The sequence below is a fragment of the Pedobacter borealis DSM 19626 genome (genome assembly GCF_000708285.2).
Classification (GTDB): Bacteria; Bacteroidota; Bacteroidia; order Sphingobacteriales; family Sphingobacteriaceae; genus Pedobacter; species Pedobacter borealis.
The window spans coordinates 57,966-80,083 of sequence record NZ_JAUG01000016.1 but is presented as its reverse complement, the minus strand read 5'-3'; the positions used below and the strand labels follow the sequence as shown (position 1 = coordinate 80,083).

Here is a 22,118-nt window from a genome sequence, read left to right as displayed (position 1 = left end):
TGGTTAATTGTATATGGCATTTAAGATAAGGGGATTGTTTAATAGTTGCAATAAGCAATTAACCGATTTAAACAATTAACCATTTAACCACCTCAACAATTAACCAATTAACCTTACTTTTGAAGCATGAAATTCCATCATTTGCTGTTTTTGGTTATGGTTGCGGTTTTTACCTCATGCAAATCAGAAGAAAAAAGCCATCAATATATTAAGTTTAATACACCAACGGAGTTATATCAATTCTTAAAATGGTCGCCAGAAAACCGTTTTCCATTAGTCAGTGCCCATCGTGGAGGTCCAATGCCTGGTTTTCCTGAAAACTGCATCGAAACTTTCGATAATGCTACTACCTATAATCCAGTAATTATCGAGTTCGACATTGCTTACAGTAAAGATTCGGTGATGGTGATTATGCACGATGATCAGCTCGATCGTACGTCGACAGGAAAAGGGCCGATTGGCAATTATACTTGCGAAGAATTAAAGGCTTTCAATCTTAAAGACGATGAGGGCAAAGAAACAAAATTTAAAATCCCAACTTTAGATAGTGTATTGAGCTGGAGCAAAGGAAAAGTTCTATTAACCATCGATTTGAAAAAGGGTGTTTCTTATGCCAAAGTGATCAAAAAGGTAAGACAATATAAAGTAGAAAGTAATTCAATAATCATTACCTATACTGCAGATCAGGCAAAGGAGGTACATCAATTGGCTCCCGAACTCATGATTTCGGCCTCTGTTCAAAAGAAGGCTGAATTAAAACGTTTAAATAATTTGGGCATTCCCAATAACCGTATTGTCGCTTTTGTTGGTGTTTCTGCTCCAGATAAAGAATTGTACCAATACCTGCACAACAAAGGCATTACCACTATTTTAGGCACTATGGGGAATATCGATAAAAGCGCCATTGCCAGTCCGGTAAAAAATGTTTATTATCATTTGGTTAACAATGGTGCAGATATTTTATCGGGCGATAATTTACCGCAGGCATCAGAAGAACTGGATAAGTTTAGGTACAATAAGAAATTAAGTTCAGCGCGCATAAATTAACCACAGATGGAAAGGATGAACACAGATCGGTTTAATCAATTATGAAATCTGTGTTTATCTTTGCAAATCTGTGGTAAAAAACATAAAATGAGTATTTCAGTTAAAAATCTTTCTAAACACTACGATAAGCAAAAGGCGGTCGATTCGATTAGCTTTGAAGCTAAACCAGGCCGTATTTTGGGTTTTCTTGGGCCTAATGGAGCTGGTAAATCTACCACCATGCGTATGCTTACCGGTTATTTAGAACCTACCTCAGGTGAGGCTGAAATTTCTGGTAAAAGCATTCTTTACGATGCCATTGAAGCTAAAAAGCATATTGGCTACCTCCCTGAAAATACGCCGCTTTACGCGGATATGTATGTAAAGGAATTTTTAAATTTTGTTGGTCAAACGTATAAACTTCCCAATTTACCTACACGGATTGATGAAGTTATCAAAATGGTAGGCTTAACACCAGAGCAGCATAAAAAAATCGGTATGCTATCCAAAGGGTATCGTCAAAGGGTAGGTTTGGCCCAGGCGATAATTCATAATCCAGCGGTTTTAATTTTAGATGAGCCCACATCCGGTTTAGATCCGAACCAATTGGTTGATATCAGGCAGCTGATCAAAACATTAGGTGCAGCTAAAACGGTTGTCATTTCTACCCACATTATGCAAGAGGTTGAAGCCATTTGCGATGATATCATCATCATTAGCAAAGGTAAAATCGTAGCGAAAGATTCGCTCGAAGGCCTAAAAAAAATGCACCATCAACTATCATTAGAAGATATTTTCAGAAAACTTACTGCTTAATTCATGCTTTGCCAAAAAATAAAAAACACGTTAATAGTTCTTCTATTTTTAACACCTGTTATATTGAAAGCCCAAAATACCCCTAATATTGGTATTGGTGCCGAAATAGGTTTGCCATCAGGAAACTTCGTTAATTTATCCGGAATAGGTTTAGGTGCATCAATAAAAGCTGATTTCCCAATAGCTGCTGATTTTGCCATATCCTTAAACGGAGGTTTTATGAATTTTTTTGGTAAACGAAACCAGCTTTTTAAGGTTCAGGATTTAACTTATATACCTGTTAAAGCCGGGTTGAAATATCAGCTGGGAGAAAGTTTTTACGCCGAAGGGCAGTTAGGGGCGGCATTTCCATTAAATAATGGACAAAAAACGTTATTTGTTTGGTCGCCTGGTATAGGGAATCAATTTAAGCTATCTGGCGAAAATAAACTCGATTTAGGGATAAGATATGAAGCATGGACAGGTAAAAATGAATTGTCTGATTTAAATAAGACAAATACCAAAGGCTTTGTTGGAATCAGATTTGCATATATATATGGATTATAACTCGTAATTAAGAGGACAAATTATTGTTTTTAATTCAATTAATTCGTGATAAACATACAATTATTTGTGCTTTTTCGGTGTGATTACAACTTTCCGGAATGGAATAAAGATAGATTGGATGTAATAATCAGTAAATCAGCGGGAATCTTAATATCGTCATCTCGACCGAAGCAAAGCGGAGCGGAGAGATCTTTGGATCTATGTTAAAAGATCTCTCCTCCAAAGGAGTTCCTTTGGAACACTACGGTCGAGATGACGATACTTCTAATCGACTCAACTCTTTAAAATTCTCCTGTCATTTATATTGATTTTATACAATTAATTAACCCTCAGGATGACAATTCGAAATTTATGATATGGCCTCTTTTAAAATTTAAATATTGCTGATTTGATAATACATTCATTTAATCAATTCCTTTTAAATTTACAGGAATAAATGGTTAACTTCGGCGTTTTAATAGCACATGTACGCAGTTTTTAAACGCGAGTTATTCAGTTTCTTAAGTTCGATGGTTGCTTATATTACCATTGGCATTTTTCTATTGGTTTCTGGCCTGTTACTCTGGTTTTTTCCTGATACCTCGGTACTTGATTATGGTTATGCCGAACTTGATGGTTTTTTCAGTTTAGTGCCTTATCTTTTCATGTTTCTTATTCCGGCTATTACCATGCGCTCTTTTGCCGAAGAGCGGAGAGAGGGGACCTATGAACTTTTAATTACCCGGCCCATCCAAATCTGGCAGATTGTTGTGGCAAAGTATTTAGCAAGTTTGGTTCTGGTACTTTTTGCCCTAATTCCAACATTAATTTATTACTACAGCATTTCAAAACTGGGTTTTCCTGAAGGAAATATCGACTCCGGATCAGTTATTGGCTCATATATCGGTTTATTTTTATTGGGTGCTGCCTTTACGTCCATGGGCATTTTCTCATCGGCATTGACTAAAAATCAGGTGATTGCTTTTGTGATCAGTGCTGCTTTATGTGCATTCGCTTTTTTAGGCTTCGATTACAGCAGTCAGCTTGCTGCATTTCAAAGTATGGAGAACGTCGTCAGCAGTTTGGGGATTAATCAACATTATACTTCGATAAGCCGTGGTGTTTTAGACACCAGAGATCTAATTTACTTTATTTCATTTTCTGTGCTGTTTTTATTGTTCACCAAAATAATAATAGGAGGGAAACGATAATGAAGCGGAAGAATAAATGGCTTAATGCTATCATCGTTATATCTGCGCTAATTATTTTAAATATCGTGGGTCAGTATGCTTTTCATCGTTTTGATTTTACTGCCGATAAGCGTTTTACTTTAAGTGATAAAACGAAATCCTTATTGGAGCACAATAAAAAACCGGTAATCATTACTGTATTTTTAGCGGGAGAGTTACCACCTGCTTTTAAAAGGTTGCAGGCTGCGGTGTCAGATATTTTAGCTGATGATCAGGCCTACGCTAAAGCAGAAGTTAAGGTGGTTTTTGTTGACCCTTTAGCAGGGCTTAGTCAGGCCGATCAAGATACAGTAATCAATAATTTGTACGAAAGCGGTATAGAAGCAACCAATTTAAGTGTTAAAACTGAAAGTGGGTTAACGCAGAAGCTCGTATTTCCGATGGCCATGATGGAAAGTGAAGGGAAAGAATTTCCCATTAAACTCTTTCAAAATTTAGATACCCGCGGAAATTACGAAGACAATATAAACCGCTCTATTGAAAACCTGGAGTATATTTTTACTTCGAGTTTAAAGAAAGTACTTTCGGGTGATAACCCTCGGATTGGATTCACGGAATCAAATGGCGAACTATCTGATTTACAATTGGCTGATGCCATTCACACCCTATCTAGCAGTTATCTGGTTGGCCGTATTGATTTAAATAGCATTGATAAAACAGGGCTTGATAAATTGAAAATGTTGATTATCGCCAAACCCAAAAAACCTTTTACAGAGACTGAGAAATACAAAATCAATTATTTTGTGATGAACGGCGGGAGGGTACTTTGGAGTATTGATCAGGTAAGTGCCGAATTGGATAGCTTGCGGGGAAAAAGTAGGCAGATGGCAGTTAACAGCAATTTGAACCTTGATGATATGCTTTTTATGTATGGTGCAAGGATTAATTATAATATTATTGCCGATCCGGCAAACAGTGCCGAGATTCCGGTTTCTACAGGTGTTGTAGGCGGGCAGAACCAGATGCAATTGGTGCCCTGGATTTATTACCCGATTTTATTACCGGATACTGTAGAAAGCGTTGTGAAAAAGCTGGATGGTGTGAAATCTGAATTTCCTAGTACAGTAGATACTATTGGTGTTAAAGACGTAAAGAAATCGTATATTTTAGCTACATCTCGCTATAATAAAGTGTATAATGTACCGAAATTGTTTAGCTTGCAAATGGTGAGCGAACAGTTAGATCCACGGTCTTTCCAAAGTAAACCACAGCATGTTGGTTTAATGTTAGAAGGTAATTTTCCATCGGTTTTTGCCGGGCGCCCCTTACCAGCTACCGTTACGCAACCTTACACCCTGGAAAGTATAAGTAAACCGGCTAAAATGATTGTGATAGGAGATGGCGATATTTTTAAAAACCAGGTATCGGAGCAAAATGGAACGCCTTTTCCACTAGGTTTCGACCGTTATTCGCAGCGTACTTTTGGTAATAAGGCATTATTGCTCAATATTGTTGATTATTTTACGGATAACGACAACTTAATTGCGCTACGAAATAAAGAAGTAAAAATCAGATTGTTGGATAAAGCCAAAATTAAGCTCGAAAAAACGAAATGGCAATTTATAAATGTGGTGGCACCCTTGCTATTGTTAATATTCTTTGCGATTTTTCAACATTATCACCGCAAATACAAGTACGCTAAATAATTTTTATATTTTTGAAGAAGACTAAATAATATCATGAGATTTATTGTATCCACATCAACTCTATTAAAACACTTACAAACCGTAAATGGTGCATCAAGCAGCAGTACGGTTTTGCCTATATTAGAAAATTTTCTCTTCGAAATTAAAGATGGAAACTTAACTATCTCTGCTACCGATCTGCAAACCAGCATGACAACTGCTTTGGCTGTAGAATCAAAGGAAGAAGGTAAAGTAGCTGTTCCATCTAAAATTTTATTAGATACGCTTAAAACATTGCCAGATCAGCCTATCTCATTTAATATCGATGATAGTACTTTTGCGATCGAGATCAGTGCGGGAGATGGTAAGTATAAATTAAGTGGGGAAAATGGTGATGATTTTCCGAAGATTCCAGTAGTGGAAAACGCATCTTCTGTAAACTTACCTGCGTCTGTTTTAACTGAAGCCATTACAAAAACTATTTTTGCGGTAAGTAACGATGAGTTGCGCCCGGCTATGACAGGTGTATTCTGTCAGTTATCTCCTCAGCACATTACCTTTGTAGCTACCGATGCACACAAATTGGTGAGATACCGCCGTATGGATAGCAAGGCAGATAAAGCAACCTCATTCATTCTCCCTAAAAAAGCTTTAACCCTTTTGAAGGCTGCTTTACCTTCAACTGATATTAATGTATCAGTAGATTATAATGCAACAAGTGCTTTCTTTAAGTTCGAAAATATCAATTTAGTGTGTCGTTTAATAGACGAGCGTTATCCAGATTATGAGGCGGTAATTCCAACCAATAACCCTAACAAACTAATTATCGACAGAAGTTTGTTTTTAAATACGCTTCGCAGGGTTGTAATTTTTGCGAATAAAACGACACATCAGGTAAGACTGAAAATTAGCGGAAGCGAATTAAATATCTCTTCAGAGGATTTAGATTTTGCTAATGAAGCACACGAGCGTTTAAGCTGCCAATATGATGGTGAAGACCTCGAAATAGGCTTTAATGCACGCTTTTTAATCGAAATGTTGAGTAATTTAAGTGGTGATGAAGTTACTTTAGAACTTTCAACACCAAACAGAGCGGGGCTTTTAATTCCACAAACCAACGATGAAAATGAAGACGTTTTAATGTTGGTGATGCCTGTGATGCTAAATAATAGTTATTAAAAAAAAAACTAATTTATTAGTTTTATTAACAAAGTGGCTTGGTTTTTGACCGAGCCATTTTTGTTTATAATCAACTCACACAACCAATGAAAATCTATAACAATCTCTCGAAATCACTGATTTTGCTCGCTGTCTTATGTAGTATAGGCCTATCATCCTGTAAAAAGGACAATCCAGATGAAGTAGTAAAAGGCCAGGCCAAGGTAAAAATGGTCAATGCGTCTCAGGCAGATGTGCATCAGGATGTTTATTTAGATAATGAAAAACTAACCACTATTGCTTTAGCCTTTGGCGAAACCAGCGATTATGTAAAAATACCTTCTGGTAATAGAAACGTTTCTTATGCCGGCACAAATAATACAACTACTGATACCGCTTTAAACTTTACACCATCTATTACTTACACTACTTTTTTGGTTACCAATAAAAAAGGAGAGATGGAAATAGTGAGTTATGAAGATAATTTAAGTAATACAGAATCAGATAAAGCTAAAATCAAACTAATTAATCTGACGCCAAATTTTGCCACTGGCATAAATGTTATGGTACAAGGCGGTACCCAATTTGTAAATGGATTGGCTTTTAAAGAGGCATCTAACTATTTTGCAGTAGATACAGGATTTAATTTAAGATATACAGTAGTGGGTTCTGGTAATGTTAAAACCATTCAAAGTACGGCTTTAGAAGGGGGAAAGATATATACCATTTGGTTTAGCGGCACAACAGCAGCAACCTTAGAAGCACATATCATTACCGATAATTAATTTCAAAGTTTAATATGCTTTCTGCTATCTTTACGTTTTATTAGCATCAGCGATTAATTATGAAAAACAAAGTATTGTTTCCTAAAATATTTCTTCTTCTTATACTTGCCGTTTTAATCAGCTCATGCATCAAAAACGATAATTTAATTGAAGGTGATGCTAAAGTGAGGTATTTCCAGTCTGTAGTAACTGATACTACGCAAAACTTTTTCTTAAATGGTATCCAATCGGGTGCTTCAACAACTTATGGATCAAATAGTAATTATGTTGTTGTTGCAGGAGATTCAACGTATGCAATCACTTCTAAAAATATAAATACAGGGACAGATGTGGCAAGCACAAGTTATAAGTTTGAAATTGGTGCTAATTATTCAGTCTTCTATACTAGAAAAACAACTAGCAGTCCACCTCAGCTAACCGTTTTTAAAGATGATGTAAAACAGAATTTGGATTCGGTAAAACTAACCTTTTTAAACCTTGGTTATACCTTAGGGTCGGATGTGATTGTTAAAGATGATGGCGGTGCTTTCCCTCAGTTTACAATGAAATATGGTGATAGGCTGAGCCATACCATCAAAGTAAGCAAAGCAACAAAGATTTCTTTTGCACTAACAACGCCTATATCAACTCAGCCAATTTTAAATACTTTAGATTCGCTTGCAACCAGCACTACTGCTTCAAAATCTCTAGCAATTTCAAAGGGAGTAGTTTATACCGTTTTGCTTGATGGAACTAAGCTCGGAGAGTTGCAAGTGCGATTGGTTCCAGCCAACTAATTTTATTGCAATATACTAGCATTTAATCCCTTTGATATTCATACTTTTGCCGAAAATTAGATAAATGGAACTACTACAGCAGCTTATAGATTTTATTCTTCATATAGACGTACATTTAGCTGAAATTGTTAACGAATACCGTACCTGGACTTACCTCATTTTATTCCTGATTATTTTTGCCGAAACTGGTTTTGTGGTAACACCGTTCCTTCCTGGCGATTCGTTGCTTTTTGCAATGGGCGCTTTAATTGCAGGTGAACATGAAACTGGTTTAAATATCTGGATCATGCTCATTATTCTAATAGTAGCAGCAATTTTAGGAAACACAGTTAACTATAAACTCGGGAGTGTTTTAGGCGCAGGTGTATTTAAAGAAAAAAATAAGATTTTGAAGCTTAAATATTATCATCAATCTCACGAATTTTTTGAGAAACATGGTGGTAAGGCCATTATGTTGAGTAGGTTTTTGCCAATTTTCAGAACCATTGCACCATTTGTAGCTGGAATAGCCAAAATGCCTTTCGGTCGTTTTACCTATTATAACATTATTGGTGGCGTAGCCTGGATATTTGCATTATTGTTAGGCGGTTATTTATTAGGACAGATTCCGGTAATTAAAAACAACTTCGAACTGGTTATTATTTTTATTGCTGTGGTAACTTTTGTTCCCGCCATCTGGGCAGCCATCAGAAGCCGTTTTCAACCTAAAAGGATTGAGGCAATTATTGAAGGAGAGGATACAAAGGCATAATTATAGTTCCCTACCAATTAGGGAACCATTTTGATATTTCCTTTCTACCGCTTCACTTTCTATTTTCTCATCAGGTAATAATGCTGTTTTAATCAGGTTTTTAAGTACTGGCTGACCCGCATCAACCCAGGCAGAATACCAGAATGATCCCGTTTTTAATATGGCAGCACGCATTTGCTTTTCTACCATGTTATTCATTTTAGTATGGTAAGCTTTTGAATAGGCCATAGCGTATTGTTTCAGTACAGTATTATTCCTTTCAGAAAAGCTATACTTTTTGTCGGAAGGAAATGATGCATTCAGTTCAGCTTCGAAAGTTAATACGGTATCAACCAAACTGTGCGTGTGTTTAAGTATTTTCCAGATTTCTTGTAATGGGTTTTTAATATAATCTGCTTTGCCAACAACAAAATTGTAATGAGTTGAAAACAATTCGGGTAAACGGCTTTCCCAAAAGGCATGTATACCTACCTGGTTGGTGAGTTGACCATTGTGGTTTGCGGTAGTATGTAAAGGAACGTGAGCATCGCCAATGTAATGGCCCAGGTCTGCAGAATATTTTAGGATTTTTACCGAATCACGCATTTTAAAGGCTTTAACTAAACCATAATAACTACGTTGTATTTGCCAGGGGATAATACCATCAGTGCTTAATTTCTTTTTGCCATACTTAGCTAAGGCATCATCCCATTTTTCGGGAATACTATCAATATTTTTCTCATAGTTCTCCACATCGAGGTAATGCCGTGGCGCTTCGAGCGTATCAGCATACCTGCGTTTATCTGGGTCAACGGCATGTTCGGTAATGTATTTGATATTCTTTTTATAGAAACCGATCATATCAGAAGGCAAAGTGAAAACAGCAAGGTTGTTTATCCTTTGATGTGCAAAGAACCCCCAAGAGGTACAAAGAAATATAGGGATGATTAACGCGGTTAAAATCGTTAATCTTTTCATATACCCTAAGATAAGCAATTTTCTTTGTAACTCAAAGGGTGTAGAAGTTAAAAATTATGCCTCTTCCATTTTTTTCATATCAAGCTTTTTCATTTTCATAACGGCGTCCATTACTCTTTTTGCTCTTTTGGGCGTTGCCATTAGCTCACCGATGTTTGATGGAACAATTTGCCATGAAAGTCCGAATTTATCCTTTAGCCATCCGCAAACGCTCTCTGTGCCCCCGTCATTTAAGAAAGTATCCCAATAATAGTCTATTTCTTCCTGACTGTCGCAGTTTACCATAAGGGAAATAGCTTCATCGAATTTAAACTGTGGACCGCCATTAAGGCCCATAAATTTATTTCCGTTTAATTCGAAAGTAACAACCATAGGAGTTACTTGTGTAATTTTGGAATCTTTAAAAACTGTACAATAGTATTTTGCTGCTGCTTCGGCTTGTCCGTCAAACCAAAGGCATGTTACAAGTGGTTTTGCCATTTTATATAATTTTTTTGTGTTAGCACAAGTTAGGCAAGATTTTTAGCCTGCGTAAGGTTTAAAAGTGACGATTTAAGGGGGCAATTTGGACAATAATTTGCTGTTATGTTCTTAGCTAAGCTCCGAATTGTGCTAAATGGTGGTCCAGGTGTTTATAAAACATATTGTTCCACTCCGTTTTTGCTAACGGCCCAAATGAATGTGATTCTTTCCCATCGAAATGATTTTCGCCGAGTTGTTGGGTTTGATTAATGTAATCGATTAAACGCATCTTCTCTTTTTCAAAATCTTTTTCACCCTTAATAATAAATTGAGGAGCAGTCTGATTATTTTTAGGATAAGGTTTTTCGTTTACTACTTTGCTTTTGACTAGTTTTTTCAGGATAAACCTCATTATTGGCCCCGGTTTTGGATGAATGTCATTGTAAACCATTTCGTAAGTTACATTGCAATGTGCCAGCATCTGTGCAACGTTCATTTTACCCCAAAGCTGAGTGGTAGTAGGGGTAAGCTTGTTAATTCTTTCAATAATTTCGCTAGTTACTGCGGGTTGGAAAATGTTCTTCATGGTTTGTTTATAGCTCGAGTGCCTAATTTTACTTTACTAAATATAAGAATGTATTTTTATAAGGGTGCGGAAAATTTGGTAAATGAGTCGAGGAATGCTCTTATCACCCTTTCCCCTCCTAAATATGAGGGAACAGGAAGTGCTGAGGCAAGGTTGGCCCATGGTATTAAGGTTTATAGTTTACCGTTTTGTCATATTTAAAATTTACCAGGTGAATCAGCTCTCCTCCTTATTTTCAAGGAGGGGTTGGGGGTGGTTATTAGTCATTTGTTTTTAAAATGATTTTTAATGGCTTCACAAACCAGTTCTTCAGATTCGAAAACTTCAAGATTATCAAATCTGACTACTTTAATTCCCTTGTCGTTTAAAAAATCAGTTCGTTCTTTGTCGTATATTTCTGCTGAATAATCATCATGACTACTGCCATCAACTTCAATAGCTAATTTTTCTGATGGACAGTAAAAATCTAAAATATAATTTCCAACACTGTGTTGGCGTCTGAATTTTTTGCCATCAAGTTTTGAATTTTGCAGATACATCCACATGGTAGCCTCAGCAGGGGTGAGGTTGTTTCTCAGCTCCTTTCTTTTATCTTTTAGATATTTAAGATTATGGATTGCCATCATTCAATATAACCATTTTTAAATTAATTTTTGCTCAGTTTACCACCCCCTTGCCCCTCCTAAAATAGGAGGGGAGTAGAAACTGCTGGGGGCAAGATTAGTTCCTGTTGTTTGCGTTTGTAGTTTGAACCCTTTGACTAACATTTTACAAGATGAATCAGCTCCCCTCCTTATTTTCAAGGAGGGGTTGGGGGTGGTTATTAGTCATTTGTTTTTAAAATGATTTTTAATGGCTTCACAAACAGTTCTTCAGATTCGAAAACTTCAAGATTATCAAATCTGACTACTTTAATTCCCTTGTCGTTTAAAAAATCAGTTCGTTCTTTGTCGTATATTTCTGCTGAATAATCATCATGACTACTGCCATCTACTTCGATAGCGAGTTTTTCTGATGGACAGTAAAAATCTAAAATATAATTTCCAACACTGTGTTGGCGTCTGAATTTTTTGCCATCAAGTCTTGAATTTTGCAGATACATCCACATGGTAGCCTCAGCAGGGGTGAGGTTGTTTCTCAGCTCCTTTCTTTTATCTTTTAGATATTTAAGATTATGGATTGCCATGATTCAATATAACCATTTTTAATTTAATTTTTGCTCAGTTTACCACCCCTTGCCCCTCCTAAAATATGAGGGGAGTAGAAACTGCTGGGGCAAGGTTAGTTCCTGTTGTTTGCGTTTGTAGTTTGAACCCGTTGCCATATATATATTACTAGATGAATCAGCTCCCCTCCTTATTTTCAAGGAGGGGTTGGGGGTGGTTTTTTATTGGATTGTATACACATTAAATTAATTCGCTAATTTTACGGTAAAATTGTCCCTATGGAATTATCTTGCCCGGTATCAGCAGAAAGAGTAAATGAAAATGTAGTTAGGATTATTGCCTTTATAGTTGCTGTGATCGCAATTACTTGTGTTGTGTTTTCAAATTATTGGGCAATTGTTTTTCTAATATTTGATTTTGCTTTAAGGGCATTTACAATAGGTAAATTTAGTTTGTTGAAATTTATTGCGATTAAAATATCTGACGCACTTTCGCTTTCGCCGAAAATGAAGGATCTGGCCCCAAAAAAGTTCGCGGCAACCTTGGGCTTTGGATTCTGCCTTTTGATTACCGCGGTATTTTTATTTGATTTTTATAATGCAGCGCTGATTTTTACCTCCATCATGATCGTTTTCGCTTTGTTAGAGAGCTTATTCGCTATTTGTATAGGTTGTTATATCTATTCTTTTTTGCAGATTTTCACTAAAAAGAATGAGGCTTAATTTATTTCTTTAAAGCCTCGCGTACTTTTGGCGCAATTTTGCTTCCGAATAATTCAATTGATTTCATTAAGGCTGTGTGAGATGGGCCTCCTACATCCATATGTGCTGAGAAACGTGTTAAACCAAAGGTTTCTTCCATGGCTAAAATCTTCTCTACCGATTCGTTTACATCGCCAATAATTAAAGCACCACCACTGTTTCGGCCAGCGTCGAACTGATTGCGTTGATAAGGTGCCCAACCGCGTGATTTACCGATCCTGTTCATCTGAGCAGAATAAAGTGGGTAATAGTAATCTACAACTTCGCTACTGTTTTCGCCAAATAAAGCGTGCATATGCACACCTACTTCAACTTTACTCTTGTCGTGCCCATGAGAAGAGTAAACATTTAGTTGTGCGCCCTGCAACCTGAGTTTTTTATACTAGCCCGAGTTAGCTAAACCCGATTATAGCGAACATCCCGATTTTTTCATCGGGATAAAGCGGTAAGCGGGGCTTTCGGAGCCGATAAAGCATTGCCTTTGCTTTCCAGATAAAAGTTCGGAATGAAAATTGTAAACAGATTTGAACCATATAAGGAACATAAGATCATATCAGTTTATAGCTGGAAAGATCCTGAAACAAATCCGATAGCTATCGGATCAGGATGACGCGATTATATTAAAGTGCTAACTGAAAACTGGCGATTGAAATTGTTTATGCACCCTGCAACCTGATTTTTTTATGCTAGCCCGAGTTAGCTATAAAGCGTTAAGCGGGGCTTTCGGAGCCGATAAACATTGGCATTGCTTTCCGAACCAAAAAAAACAAATGTATTAGCCTCAATAGCAAGAAAGATTCTGAAACAAGTTCAGAATGACGCAACTAGGTTAAAATCGACAACTGTTAACTAAAAACTGACAATTGCAACTGTAAACTACTCTATCTTCTTACCTTTCATGGCGGTAGAAATCGCTGCATCCATTACACGCTCGGCAAAGGGGCGGGTAAATTCGTTTAGTTCATCTGCTTTCTTCAAAATGGTATCTTTTTCTTGAGTAGCTAAAGCCGTTTTAAGTGCTTCGATGTGCACTTTAGTATCTGAAATTTCTTCTTCAGTTAAATGCTCGGCATGTTTTTCGATAAAACGTTCGGCGGTATAAAGCAATTGCTCACCCTCACTTCTCGCTTCAATGAGCATACGTTGCTCCACATCACTTTTGGCATGTTCTATACTGTCGAGAAGCATTTTCTCTACTGTATCGTCACTTAAGCCATAACTTGGCGTAATTTCGATCTCTTGTTTAACGCCAGAGCGTAATTCTATCGCCTGAACAGTTAAAATTCCATCGGCATTCAGTAAAAAATTGATATCTACTTTTGGCAAACCCGCAGGCATTGCAGGAATTCCCTTTAAGTCGAACTCAGCCAGTTTTCTGTTTTCTTTCACTAAATCGCGCTCACCCTGATAAACAGAGATTTTCATATTTACCTGTCCATCTATCGAAGTGGTGTATTGACGGCCGGCTTTAGTAGGTACTTTACTGTTACGGGCAATAATTACATCCATTAGGCCACCCATGGTTTCGATACCCAAAGAAAGTGGCGTAACATCTAACAACAAGATATCAGAACGGTTTCCTGCCAAAACATCGGCCTGAATGGCTGCACCAAGTGCTACTACTTCATCAGGATTAATATTATCCTGTGGTTTTTTACCAAAGAAATTTTCTACAGCCTGTTTTACAAAAGGTGTACGGGTTGAACCTCCCACTAAAATTACCTCATCTATATCACTGGCTGATAGATCTGCATCCTTTAATGCATTTTTACAAGCAGTGATGGTTTCTTCAACCTTCGCTGAAATTAACTGCTCAAAAGTTTGTTTATCAAGTGTGCACCAGATTTCGCCAACTTGCTCGTTGTATAAGTTCTGGGTAGATAGTGCTTTTTTAGCAGCCTCAGCCTGTAGACGTAAGGTTTGCATCAAAATATTGTCCTGAGCAACTACGGTTACATCTAGGTTGTTTTTCTCCAACCAGTAGTGTAAAATGGCCCTATCGAAATCATCACCACCCAAATAAGTATTGCCGTTTGTGGCCAATACCTCGAAAATTCCATTCTGGATCTGCAGAATAGAAACATCAAATGTTCCACCTCCTAAGTCGTAAACCGCTATTGTTTTTTGTTGAGCAGGATCTAAACCAATTCCGTAAGCCAAACTTGCTGCGGTAGGTTCATTTACAATACGCATCACATCCAAACCGGCCAGTTTCCCGGCATCTCGTGTGGCCTGACGTTGACTATCGTTAAAATATGCAGGAACGGTGATTACAGCCCTGTTAACTGGTGTTTTTAAGGCATGTTCTGCTCTTGCTTTAAGTTCTTTCAAAATTTCTCCCGATAATTCGATCGGTGTGTAGAAACGGTCGCCAGCATGGATTTTCACCAAAGCATCGCTATCATCGTCTATAATTTTGTAAGAAAAAATAGCTGCGTGTTCGGCTACATCTTTGTAAGAGCGGCCAAGTAATCTTTTAACTGAAAAAATGGTGTTTGAAGGATCAGAGGTTAAGTATTCTTTCGCCTCGTTACCTACAATGGCTTCATTCTGGCCATTAAAGTATACCACCGATGGTACCAATATTCCTTTACCTGCATCGTTAATTACCTGCGGATTTTTATCTGGATTGATAAACGCCACCAAACTATTGGTTGTGCCTAAATCTATTCCAACTATAATTTCTTCCTTTTGAAACGAACCTGTAGCAAGGTTAATTGATATTTTTGCCATGGCTGCAAATTTACAATAATGTTGTGCTAAAATTGTTGTTAAGTTGTAAGTTTTAGTTGAAAAAGTCCGAGGTCGGAGGTCCGAAAGCCGGGAATTTTATTGATATCGCTATATCTTCGGACTCCCGACTTCGGACTAAAGACTCTGGACTACTTTCTATTTTTCTCTTCAATCCACAACGACATATATTTGGTGCTTTGTGCGGTGTGGTGGTTTAAAATCTGTCCGAAAAAGTTATTTTGCCGGTGTGCCGTTAAATGTGAAGCTAATCTTTCAACTTCTTGTATGAATTGATCTGTAAAATATTTAGCAGAATACCTGTGGTTAATAATCTGTACGCCATTCTGTTGTGCAATTTGCCAAGAGTTTTTAACCTGATATAACTTTACAGCTTCATCAATAAATAGCTCCAAATTATCTTCAATGCTGCCGTTCCAATCTAAATTGCCTTTCATGGCTTCTGCACCGACAGATGTGGTAACCGAGGGTGTACCTACCTGCATGGCATCGATAAATTTACCTTTTACACCTGCACCGAACTGAATAGGGGCGAGCAATATTCTATGTTTAGCAATGGTTTCCTTAGCATCTAAAGCTCTTCCTTTAATTAAGAACTTTTCGCCTTTGTTATCCAGTTGCAGTACTTTTTGCGAGGTATAAGACCCAAATATATTCAAATTCGCATTTGGAAACCTTTTTCTGAGCACTGGCCAGATCTTAGTTTTTAAAACCTGAACGGTATTCCAATTGGGCTCATGAAGGAAATTGCCAATGAAAACAAAATCTGCCCGATCTTCAAAGGGAATCCATTTTTCGATAACTTGCTGATCGATTTCTTCTTCGAGAAATGGTAAATAATAAATCAGTGAAGGATCAATTTTGAATTGATTTTTCAGTATATCCATCTCCACTTCCGAAATCATTATAGATAAATCGCAGCGTAAAATTGAAGCAATTTCTCTTTTGGCAGTGTCCGAAAATAAATCTAAAACTTGTTTCTTCTTGTCGCTTTGCTGGCGGGCGTTTCTCAGACAATGTAAATCTTCTGTATCTAAAATCCTAACTGCATTAGGGCATTCCTGCTGAACCCGCCAGCCATATTGCTCTTCTACCATAAAGCGATCGAACAACACTATTTCGGGGTTTAATTCTTTCAGAAATAGGTTGAAACTTTCGTCGTTTAGTTTGATTTGTTGCTCAACAACGCTAGTCTTACTAAAATCATAACTGAAATCGCTTTTTGATGCTGCCGATGCAAAAGTAATCTGATAACCTTTATGCAGAAATAAATCAACCAATTGGATCATCCTCGTGCCCGCTGCCGATGAAGTGGGTTCGGGCCAAACAAATCCAATAATTAATAATTTCTTAGCGCTCGTATTCATTTACCTGCAAAATAAGTTCTTTTTTTTGGCTCCCACATATAAATGTGATTTTCGCGGAGTGAAATGTAAAATCTGCATCATCTTTAAATCTGCGGTAGATATAAACGTATCTTAAATATTCTTAATTTTGCAGCTCAATTACAAGCACTACATGTTAGGATTAAAATTATTGACAGACCCACGTTGGGCAAATATTGCGGAATCAAATCTAGAAGAAATTTTATCTGACCATGCCTGGTGCGAACAAAAAGCGGCAACCAATGCCATTACTTTAATTACTCAAAATTCCGAGCATCAAGATCTTGTAGATGAATTAACAGCGATTGCCATTGAAGAAATGCAGCATTTCCAAATGGTAATTGAAATTATAAAAAAACGTGGTTATACTTTAAGTCGCGAGCGGAAAGATGATTACGTTGGTCGTTTGGTAAAATTTAGCATAAAAGACGGAAGCCGGAATATGGCTTTTGTTGACCGGTTATTATTTGCGGCGATGATTGAAGCCAGAAGCTGCGAGCGTTTCAGGGTACTTTCGTTAAATATAAAAGATCAGGAGCTGGCCAAGTTTTACCACGAACTGATGGTGTCAGAAGCCGGGCATTATACCACATTTTTGAATTTTGCACGTAAATACAGTACCGATGTTGATGTAGATAAACGTTGGAAAGAATGGTTAGATTTTGAAGGAGAATTAATTCAGCGTTTTGGAACTAAAGAAGCGATACACGGATAGTTCAGTTTTCGGTTTGCAGTTTTATCATTAACTGTTAATTGGCAACTGTCAACTCCTTTTTATGTATATTCCATAGCCAGATTACAATATCCTGATAACTATCGATTCCTTTTTTCTGATTGTTCAGTTTTAAGAAACTGTCGAATGCGGCATCCATATAGCCGAACATATCGCCATTGTATTTTCGCCAGAATTCTTTTTCGGTTTTGAAATCGGCTAAAACCCGCGGTAAAAGTTTCAAATAAAGTAATTTATAATCGTCGGGAGATTTCATCCTGATCTCAAACAAAATATACCGCAACATTTCATAATTGGCAGAATATTGGTAATTCAGATCAACGCTGTTGCTTGCCGTGAGATAACCCAAAAGATTGGCTTCATCCTCATAAGCGACGCCCAATTGATGACCTATTTCGTGGCAGCTTACATAAGGTTTAACGAAATCTGGTAAATTCATATTCATATTGGCTTCACCAGAAAGTGGGGCGTAATAGCCTTCGATGCCAATTTTACTGATCAGCCATGAATTTAAAACCGATTTTAAACAAGGATTTTGATATTGGAATAATTTATTTTTTCGCAACATAAGCGAATAGGCTGCTGCCGATTTTGATTCCAGTTCTTTGAGCGTGTAAGCTGGAATTTTGCCTTGCTTCAGTTTTAGATTATTGGTTTTTTGGATAAAATAATCGCCAAGAATAACTAATTCTTTAACGTTATATTTTTCATTGCCAATACCCAGTTCTTCGCTAACACTTGGTCGACTGTAATTTAAACCCCATACAATTTTGAATATGATATAGAGCATCAGGAAGAAGTTGAGAACCTGTAAGGGAACAAGAATCCTGTCAGTCCTTTTTAGCGATTTTCGTCGCTTATAAAACCTCAGGATCTTATAAAGCACAAAGCCAATTAGCAAAGCATAAATGATATCGCCGATGGCAAAAGGAAAAATAGATGATATAAACCTTAATGCCGAAGAGATGTAAGGATAAAAACCTGTTGAATAATATTTTTGGACCAGACCAGGGTAAAAACCAAAGAGGTAAATGAGTATAGCGAGGCTGATTAGAATAATCAGTTTTGTATGTTTAAAATGCTTAATCACCCCTTAATAATGGCCTTTTAGGGATTGAATTTCCAGGATGACAATTAATCCATCGTTGTGAATTTCATAAATAATGCGATGTTCTTCATTTATTCTACGAGACCAAGAGCCTGATAACTCATATTTAAGTGGCTCTGGTTTGCCAATCCCTTCAAACGGATTTTCTTGAATTGCTATAATTAACTGCTCAATTTTTTTCTGAATAGCTTTGTTACCCGATTTCTTCCAATAGTTTAAGTGCTCAATTGCCTTTGGAGCAAATATTACTTCCATAAATCTTCGACTGCAATTTTTACGCCTTTGCCATTTTTGATATCTTCTTTTGCTTTTAATATTTCTTTAACAAACTCAGGATTGTATGGGCTTTTTTCAGTCTCGAAATCAATCTTCAAAACTTTCATAACTGCTTTTAAAGCTGTTGATTGTTCTTCGTTTTTTGGATGTACGATTAGTGTTTCCATGTTATTTCATTGTGATAAAACAAATATAACAAATCTATCTTGCAAAAGTTAGGCGTTTTCCAATCTGATCGGTCGTAAATTTGCCATTTTGATAAGCCAAATTGCCTGAAACAAAGGTATGTGTAATACTGGCCTGGAAGGTATCTCCATCGAACGGACTCCAACCACACTTATAGAAATTATTAAGTTTGGTTACTGTCCAGGAATCTTTCAGGTCTACCAGCACTAAGTCTGCCCAATATCCTTCACGGATGAAACCGCGTTTTTCGATATCAAAACAGATGGCCAGGTTGTGTGCTGTTTTTTCAACAATTTTCTCTAAAGAGATTTTACCCTGTAAATGCATTTCTAGTAGTGCTGGTAAGGCATGTTGTACCAATGGACCACCAGATGGGGCTTGAGTGTAAGGCTGCTGCTTTTCTGCCAATGTGTGTGGCGCGTGATCTGTCGCAATTACATCAATATAATCTTCAAGAACACCTTTAAGCACGCCTTTTTGATCGTCTTCGGTTTTTACTGCAGGATTCCATTTAATGAAATTTCCTTTTGAAGCGTAATCTTTATCGTTAAACCAAAGGTGGTGCACGCAAGCTTCTGCCGTAATTTTTTTATCCTTTAATGGCGTAATATTATCGAATAATGCTATTTCTTTTGCGGTAGAAATATGTAAGATATGCAAGCGTGTTTGATAAGTTTTAGCCAGTTCGACCGCTAGTGATGATGATTTATAACAGGCCTCTGCGCTGCGGATTAAAGGATGCATCTCTATGGTTAAATCTTCGCCGTATTTGGTTTTAAATTCGGCCAGATTATGTCGTATGGTTGCTTCATCTTCACAATGGGTAGCCACTAATATCGGTGCCTTACTAAAAATGTTTTCTAAGGTTTTTTCGTTATCCACCAGCATATTCCCGGTTGATGAACCCATAAAAACCTTAATTCCGCAAACATTTTTGGGATCGGTTTTTAAAACCTCTTCAATATTGTCGTTGCTGGCTCCCATATAAAATGAATAATTCGCTAACGAAGTTTGGGTAGCAATTTCATATTTATCAGCTAATAAGCTTTGTGTTAAGGTATTGGGCACGGTATTGGGCATTTCCATGAAAGAGGTAATTCCTCCGGCTACAGCGGCCATGCTTTCTGTAAAAATATCGGCTTTATGGGTTAAACCTGGTTCGCGGAAATGGACCTGATCGTCAATCATCCCTGGTAAAAGGTATTGTCCTTCTGCGTTAATTTCTTGCGCATCAGGTGCAGATAGATTTTGACCGATTTTGGCTATCAATCCATCTTTTATCAATACATCGGCAACAATTTTTTGTCCTTCATTTACAATTGTGGCAGCTTTTATCAGGTAAGTATTCATGGTTTCAAAGGTAGTAATTTAGTGTTAAGTAGCTAGTATCAAGTATCAAGATTTTGATGCTGTGGATAGGGGGAATTGAGTTTTATGTTACTGTTTTTGGTTAAATAAACCTGATAGTAGTGGACATCCCGATTTTCATCGGGATAAAACGGATAGCAGGGCTGCCCGAACCGAAGAATTACTGAAATTGCTTTACTCCTAATTCTGATAAAAAGAAGCTTAGATTCTGCATCGGACTGAAACCTTCTGCCTTACACCTTCTAACCGTCAACCTTAATCACTATCTTTGTGCGCTATGGCAAAATCGTTCGAAGAATTTAAGTTAAACAGGCAAATTTTAAATGCAGTTGCCGATGCAGGTTACACCGTTGCCACGCCGATACAGGAAAAAGCAATTGCACCAGTATTATCTGGACAGGATATTTTTGGTATTGCCGAAACTGGTACAGGAAAAACCGCTGCTTTTGTTTTGCCAATTTTAATGCAATTGAAATATGCTCAGGGCGATAATCCAAGGGCGCTGATTTTATCTCCAACACGCGAACTGGCAATGCAGATTGCCGAGCAGGTAAAGTTGTTTTCTACTTATACAGATTTACGTTCTTTGGTAATTTTTGGTGGAATCGGTCCGAAAACACAGAAAGAGCAAATTGCTAAAGGCGTTGATATCCTGATTGCTACACCCGGAAGGTTCCTGGATTTATATTTAGCTGGTGATATTAATACACAGAGCCTAAAATTTTTGGTATTGGATGAAGCAGATAAAATGATGGATATGGGCTTTATTGGCTCTATACACCGGATTTTGGAAATCGTTCCGCGTAAACGCCAAAATTTATTGTTTTCGGCAACCATGAGCGACCTGGTACAGAAAATTGCCGGTGATTTTTTGAATAATCCACTTGTGATTGAAGCATCTGCGCAAGCAACTCCTGCAGCAAACGTAACGCAGACTTTGTATTACGTTCCGAATTTCAAAACGAAAATTAACCTATTGCAGCATTTGTTGAAGAATGATGAGGCTTTTAACCGTCTGATCATTTTCTGTAAAACAAAAACCGTTGCCGATAATATTTACAGTTTTATTGAACGCAGATATGGTGCTGAGAATGTTCGTGTAATCCACGCCAATAAAGGACAAAACACCAGGATTAACTCAATAAATAGCTTCAAAGAAGGTAATATTAGGGTTCTGGTGGCTACAGATGTGGCAAGTAGGGGTATTGATGTGAGTGATGTAAGTCATGTAATTAATTTCGATGTGCCGATCATTATCGAAGATTATGTACACCGTATTGGCCGTACCGGTAGGGCTTTTGCCAAAGGTGATGCGATTACCTTTGCAACGGATGCCGAAAAATATTATATCCGCAAGATCGAAAAATTGATCCGCCAATATATTCCTGTGGCTGAAATTCCGGAAGGTGTTTACATTGATGAAACGCCTTACGAGGAGCGTCAGCATATTGCGAAGGAAATCGATATGCAGAAACGCAAGGAAGATCCTGATTTTAAAGGGGCTTTCCATGAGAAAAAACATGCTGCTGCGATAGAGAAAAAGGTAAGAGAAAAAGCTAAAGCAAAGGCCGGCAAACAGGTAAAGACTTTTAAAAAAGGTAAAAAATTCGATAAGAAAAAGTAATGAACCTGACACAATTAAAATAATTATTGATTTCTAAATAATT

The 22,118-nt window shown here is 37.3% G+C and carries 25 protein-coding genes; 12 read left to right on the top strand and 13 right to left on the bottom strand.

The annotated features are described in order from the left end of the window. The first annotated feature begins 126 nt into the window (after positions 1 to 126). Both AW17_RS06915 and AW17_RS06910 read left to right on the top strand, forming a co-directional pair. Complete coding sequence (locus AW17_RS06915; protein ID WP_029275395.1) at positions 127 to 1,047, top strand: glycerophosphodiester phosphodiesterase family protein; 921 nt, start codon at positions 127 to 129, stop codon at positions 1,045 to 1,047. A gap of 87 nt (positions 1,048 to 1,134) precedes the next feature. Beyond that, positions 1,135 to 1,842 (top strand): ATP-binding cassette domain-containing protein, encoded by a 708-nt coding sequence (locus tag AW17_RS06910; protein ID WP_029275394.1) that lies wholly within the window; start codon positions 1,135 to 1,137, stop codon positions 1,840 to 1,842. Here the strand turns inward: AW17_RS06910 and AW17_RS06905 are convergent. Next, the gene (locus AW17_RS06905; protein ID WP_051691673.1) at positions 1,839 to 2,042 is read right to left on the bottom strand and encodes a hypothetical protein; all 204 of its coding nucleotides are present in this window, start codon (positions 2,040 to 2,042) and stop codon (positions 1,839 to 1,841) included. The genes AW17_RS06910 and AW17_RS06905 overlap by 4 nt on opposite strands. Positions 2,043 to 2,061: 19 nt before the next feature. On the opposite strand from AW17_RS06905, the gene AW17_RS06900 reads away from it, so the two are divergent. The 7 genes from AW17_RS06900 to AW17_RS06870 all read left to right on the top strand — a co-directional run bounded on the left by AW17_RS06900 (position 2,062) and on the right by AW17_RS06870 (position 8,712). Then, positions 2,062 to 2,388, top strand: a complete 327-nt coding sequence (locus AW17_RS06900; RefSeq protein ID WP_051691672.1) for a hypothetical protein — start codon at positions 2,062 to 2,064, stop codon at positions 2,386 to 2,388. A gap of 464 nt (positions 2,389 to 2,852) precedes the next feature. Next, positions 2,853 to 3,578 (top strand): gliding motility-associated ABC transporter permease subunit GldF, encoded by a 726-nt coding sequence (gene gldF, locus AW17_RS06895; protein ID WP_029275392.1) that lies wholly within the window; start codon positions 2,853 to 2,855, stop codon positions 3,576 to 3,578. Beyond that, entirely contained in the window at positions 3,578 to 5,263 is a 1,686-nt protein-coding gene (gene gldG, locus AW17_RS06890) for a gliding motility-associated ABC transporter substrate-binding protein GldG (RefSeq protein WP_029275391.1), read from the top strand. The genes gldF and gldG overlap by 1 nt, the downstream gene beginning before the upstream one ends. A 33-nt stretch (positions 5,264 to 5,296) precedes the next feature. Further along, positions 5,297 to 6,421, top strand: a complete 1,125-nt coding sequence (gene dnaN / locus AW17_RS06885) for a DNA polymerase III subunit beta (RefSeq protein WP_029275390.1) — start codon at positions 5,297 to 5,299, stop codon at positions 6,419 to 6,421. 86 nt (positions 6,422 to 6,507) lie between these two features. Next, positions 6,508 to 7,185, top strand: coding sequence for a DUF4397 domain-containing protein (locus AW17_RS06880; protein ID WP_029275389.1), 678 nt, complete (start codon positions 6,508 to 6,510; stop codon positions 7,183 to 7,185). 59 nt (positions 7,186 to 7,244) lie between these two features. Beyond that, positions 7,245 to 7,961: a DUF4397 domain-containing protein gene (locus AW17_RS06875; RefSeq protein WP_029275388.1), complete on the top strand. Its 717-nt coding sequence runs from the start codon at positions 7,245 to 7,247 to the stop codon at positions 7,959 to 7,961. Positions 7,962 to 8,025: 64 nt separating this feature from the next. After that, positions 8,026 to 8,712 (top strand): DedA family protein, encoded by a 687-nt coding sequence (locus AW17_RS06870; protein ID WP_029275387.1) that lies wholly within the window; start codon positions 8,026 to 8,028, stop codon positions 8,710 to 8,712. Here the strand turns inward: AW17_RS06870 and AW17_RS06865 are convergent, their stop codons facing one another. The 5 genes from AW17_RS06865 to AW17_RS06845 all read right to left on the bottom strand — a co-directional run bounded on the left by AW17_RS06865 (position 8,713) and on the right by AW17_RS06845 (position 11,903). Continuing rightward, entirely contained in the window at positions 8,713 to 9,669 is a 957-nt protein-coding gene (locus AW17_RS06865; protein WP_029275386.1) for a zinc dependent phospholipase C family protein, read from the bottom strand. 54 nt (positions 9,670 to 9,723) lie between these two features. Further along, positions 9,724 to 10,149 (bottom strand): VOC family protein, encoded by a 426-nt coding sequence (locus AW17_RS06860; RefSeq protein ID WP_029275385.1) that lies wholly within the window; start codon positions 10,147 to 10,149, stop codon positions 9,724 to 9,726. 115 nt (positions 10,150 to 10,264) lie between these two features. Beyond that, positions 10,265 to 10,717 (bottom strand): DUF1569 domain-containing protein, encoded by a 453-nt coding sequence (locus AW17_RS06855; RefSeq protein ID WP_029275384.1) that lies wholly within the window; start codon positions 10,715 to 10,717, stop codon positions 10,265 to 10,267. 263 nt (positions 10,718 to 10,980) lie between these two features. Continuing rightward, complete coding sequence (locus tag AW17_RS06850; protein ID WP_036669254.1) at positions 10,981 to 11,340, bottom strand: endonuclease domain-containing protein; 360 nt, start codon at positions 11,338 to 11,340, stop codon at positions 10,981 to 10,983. 200 nt (positions 11,341 to 11,540) lie between these two features. Continuing rightward, positions 11,541 to 11,903, bottom strand: a complete 363-nt coding sequence (locus tag AW17_RS06845) for an endonuclease domain-containing protein (RefSeq protein ID WP_029275382.1) — start codon at positions 11,901 to 11,903, stop codon at positions 11,541 to 11,543. A 258-nt stretch (positions 11,904 to 12,161) separates the two neighbouring features. Here AW17_RS06845 and AW17_RS06840 point away from each other — a divergent pair, with 258 nt between their 5' ends. Further along, the gene (locus AW17_RS06840; RefSeq protein ID WP_029275381.1) at positions 12,162 to 12,605 is read left to right on the top strand and encodes a DUF4395 domain-containing protein; all 444 of its coding nucleotides are present in this window, start codon (positions 12,162 to 12,164) and stop codon (positions 12,603 to 12,605) included. Between the two features lies 1 nt (position 12,606). Here the strand turns inward: AW17_RS06840 and AW17_RS06835 are convergent, their stop codons facing one another. The 3 genes from AW17_RS06835 to AW17_RS06825 all read right to left on the bottom strand — a co-directional run bounded on the left by AW17_RS06835 (position 12,607) and on the right by AW17_RS06825 (position 16,762). Next, entirely contained in the window at positions 12,607 to 13,011 is a 405-nt protein-coding gene (locus tag AW17_RS06835; protein ID WP_029275380.1) for an LLM class oxidoreductase, read from the bottom strand. A 509-nt stretch (positions 13,012 to 13,520) separates the two neighbouring features. Beyond that, a complete protein-coding gene (dnaK, locus tag AW17_RS06830) occupies positions 13,521 to 15,377 on the bottom strand; it encodes a molecular chaperone DnaK (protein WP_029275379.1) in 1,857 nt (618 codons plus the stop codon). 149 nt (positions 15,378 to 15,526) lie between these two features. Continuing rightward, a complete protein-coding gene (locus AW17_RS06825) occupies positions 15,527 to 16,762 on the bottom strand; it encodes a glycosyltransferase (RefSeq protein ID WP_029275378.1) in 1,236 nt (411 codons plus the stop codon). 151 nt (positions 16,763 to 16,913) lie between these two features. Here AW17_RS06825 and AW17_RS06820 point away from each other — a divergent pair, with 151 nt between their 5' ends. Beyond that, positions 16,914 to 17,495, top strand: a complete 582-nt coding sequence (locus AW17_RS06820; RefSeq protein ID WP_029275377.1) for a MiaE family protein — start codon at positions 16,914 to 16,916, stop codon at positions 17,493 to 17,495. A gap of 34 nt (positions 17,496 to 17,529) precedes the next feature. On the opposite strand, the gene AW17_RS06815 is transcribed toward AW17_RS06820, so the two are convergent. Genes AW17_RS06815 through AW17_RS06800 form a run of 4 tightly spaced genes read right to left on the bottom strand, consistent with a single transcriptional unit; the run spans position 17,530 to position 20,433 of the window. Continuing rightward, the gene (locus AW17_RS06815; protein WP_029275376.1) at positions 17,530 to 18,603 is read right to left on the bottom strand and encodes a DUF3810 domain-containing protein; all 1,074 of its coding nucleotides are present in this window, start codon (positions 18,601 to 18,603) and stop codon (positions 17,530 to 17,532) included. 3 nt (positions 18,604 to 18,606) lie between these two features. Continuing rightward, positions 18,607 to 18,876, bottom strand: coding sequence for a Txe/YoeB family addiction module toxin (locus AW17_RS06810; protein ID WP_029275375.1), 270 nt, complete (start codon positions 18,874 to 18,876; stop codon positions 18,607 to 18,609). Beyond that, the gene (locus AW17_RS06805; protein WP_029275374.1) at positions 18,867 to 19,064 is read right to left on the bottom strand and encodes a DUF2683 family protein; all 198 of its coding nucleotides are present in this window, start codon (positions 19,062 to 19,064) and stop codon (positions 18,867 to 18,869) included. Before AW17_RS06805 ends, AW17_RS06810 begins: the two co-directional genes overlap by 10 nt. Positions 19,065 to 19,098: 34 nt before the next feature. Continuing rightward, positions 19,099 to 20,433, bottom strand: coding sequence for a dihydroorotase (locus AW17_RS06800; RefSeq protein WP_029275373.1), 1,335 nt, complete (start codon positions 20,431 to 20,433; stop codon positions 19,099 to 19,101). A 295-nt stretch (positions 20,434 to 20,728) separates the two neighbouring features. Here AW17_RS06800 and AW17_RS06795 point away from each other — a divergent pair, with 295 nt between their 5' ends. After that, entirely contained in the window at positions 20,729 to 22,075 is a 1,347-nt protein-coding gene (locus AW17_RS06795) for a DEAD/DEAH box helicase (protein WP_029275372.1), read from the top strand. Positions 22,076 to 22,118: the final 43 nt, after the last annotated feature.

Excerpts from the sequence above, each read along its gene's own strand:
- AW17_RS06800 (WP_029275373.1), bottom strand. The coding sequence starts at position 20,433 with ATGAATACTTACCTGATAAAAGCTGCCACAATTGTAAATGAAGGACAA.
- AW17_RS06915 (WP_029275395.1), top strand. The coding sequence starts at position 127 with ATGAAATTCCATCATTTGCTGTTTTTGGTTATGGTTGCGGTTTTTACC.
- AW17_RS06820 (WP_029275377.1), top strand. The coding sequence starts at position 16,914 with ATGTTAGGATTAAAATTATTGACAGACCCACGTTGGGCAAATATTGCG.
- AW17_RS06825 (WP_029275378.1), bottom strand. The coding sequence starts at position 16,762 with ATGAATACGAGCGCTAAGAAATTATTAATTATTGGATTTGTTTGGCCC.
- AW17_RS06845 (WP_029275382.1), bottom strand. The coding sequence starts at position 11,903 with ATGGCAATCCATAATCTTAAATATCTAAAAGATAAAAGAAAGGAGCTG.
- AW17_RS06810 (WP_029275375.1), bottom strand. The coding sequence starts at position 18,876 with ATGGAAGTAATATTTGCTCCAAAGGCAATTGAGCACTTAAACTATTGG.
- AW17_RS06905 (WP_051691673.1), bottom strand. The coding sequence starts at position 2,042 with ATGGCAAAATCAGCAGCTATTGGGAAATCAGCTTTTATTGATGCACCT.
- AW17_RS06795 (WP_029275372.1), top strand. The coding sequence starts at position 20,729 with ATGGCAAAATCGTTCGAAGAATTTAAGTTAAACAGGCAAATTTTAAAT.
- gldG (WP_029275391.1), top strand. The coding sequence starts at position 3,578 with ATGAAGCGGAAGAATAAATGGCTTAATGCTATCATCGTTATATCTGCG.
- AW17_RS06875 (WP_029275388.1), top strand. The coding sequence starts at position 7,245 with ATGAAAAACAAAGTATTGTTTCCTAAAATATTTCTTCTTCTTATACTT.
- AW17_RS06900 (WP_051691672.1), top strand. The coding sequence starts at position 2,062 with ATGAATTTTTTTGGTAAACGAAACCAGCTTTTTAAGGTTCAGGATTTA.
- dnaN (WP_029275390.1), top strand. The coding sequence starts at position 5,297 with ATGAGATTTATTGTATCCACATCAACTCTATTAAAACACTTACAAACC.
- AW17_RS06880 (WP_029275389.1), top strand. The coding sequence starts at position 6,508 with ATGAAAATCTATAACAATCTCTCGAAATCACTGATTTTGCTCGCTGTC.
- AW17_RS06850 (WP_036669254.1), bottom strand. The coding sequence starts at position 11,340 with ATGGCAATCCATAATCTTAAATATCTAAAAGATAAAAGAAAGGAGCTG.
- AW17_RS06855 (WP_029275384.1), bottom strand. The coding sequence starts at position 10,717 with ATGAAGAACATTTTCCAACCCGCAGTAACTAGCGAAATTATTGAAAGA.
- AW17_RS06805 (WP_029275374.1), bottom strand. The coding sequence starts at position 19,064 with ATGGAAACACTAATCGTACATCCAAAAAACGAAGAACAATCAACAGCT.
- AW17_RS06865 (WP_029275386.1), bottom strand. The coding sequence starts at position 9,669 with ATGAAAAGATTAACGATTTTAACCGCGTTAATCATCCCTATATTTCTT.
- AW17_RS06840 (WP_029275381.1), top strand. The coding sequence starts at position 12,162 with ATGGAATTATCTTGCCCGGTATCAGCAGAAAGAGTAAATGAAAATGTA.
- AW17_RS06910 (WP_029275394.1), top strand. The coding sequence starts at position 1,135 with ATGAGTATTTCAGTTAAAAATCTTTCTAAACACTACGATAAGCAAAAG.
- dnaK (WP_029275379.1), bottom strand. The coding sequence starts at position 15,377 with ATGGCAAAAATATCAATTAACCTTGCTACAGGTTCGTTTCAAAAGGAA.
- AW17_RS06870 (WP_029275387.1), top strand. The coding sequence starts at position 8,026 with ATGGAACTACTACAGCAGCTTATAGATTTTATTCTTCATATAGACGTA.
- AW17_RS06860 (WP_029275385.1), bottom strand. The coding sequence starts at position 10,149 with ATGGCAAAACCACTTGTAACATGCCTTTGGTTTGACGGACAAGCCGAA.
- gldF (WP_029275392.1), top strand. The coding sequence starts at position 2,853 with ATGTACGCAGTTTTTAAACGCGAGTTATTCAGTTTCTTAAGTTCGATG.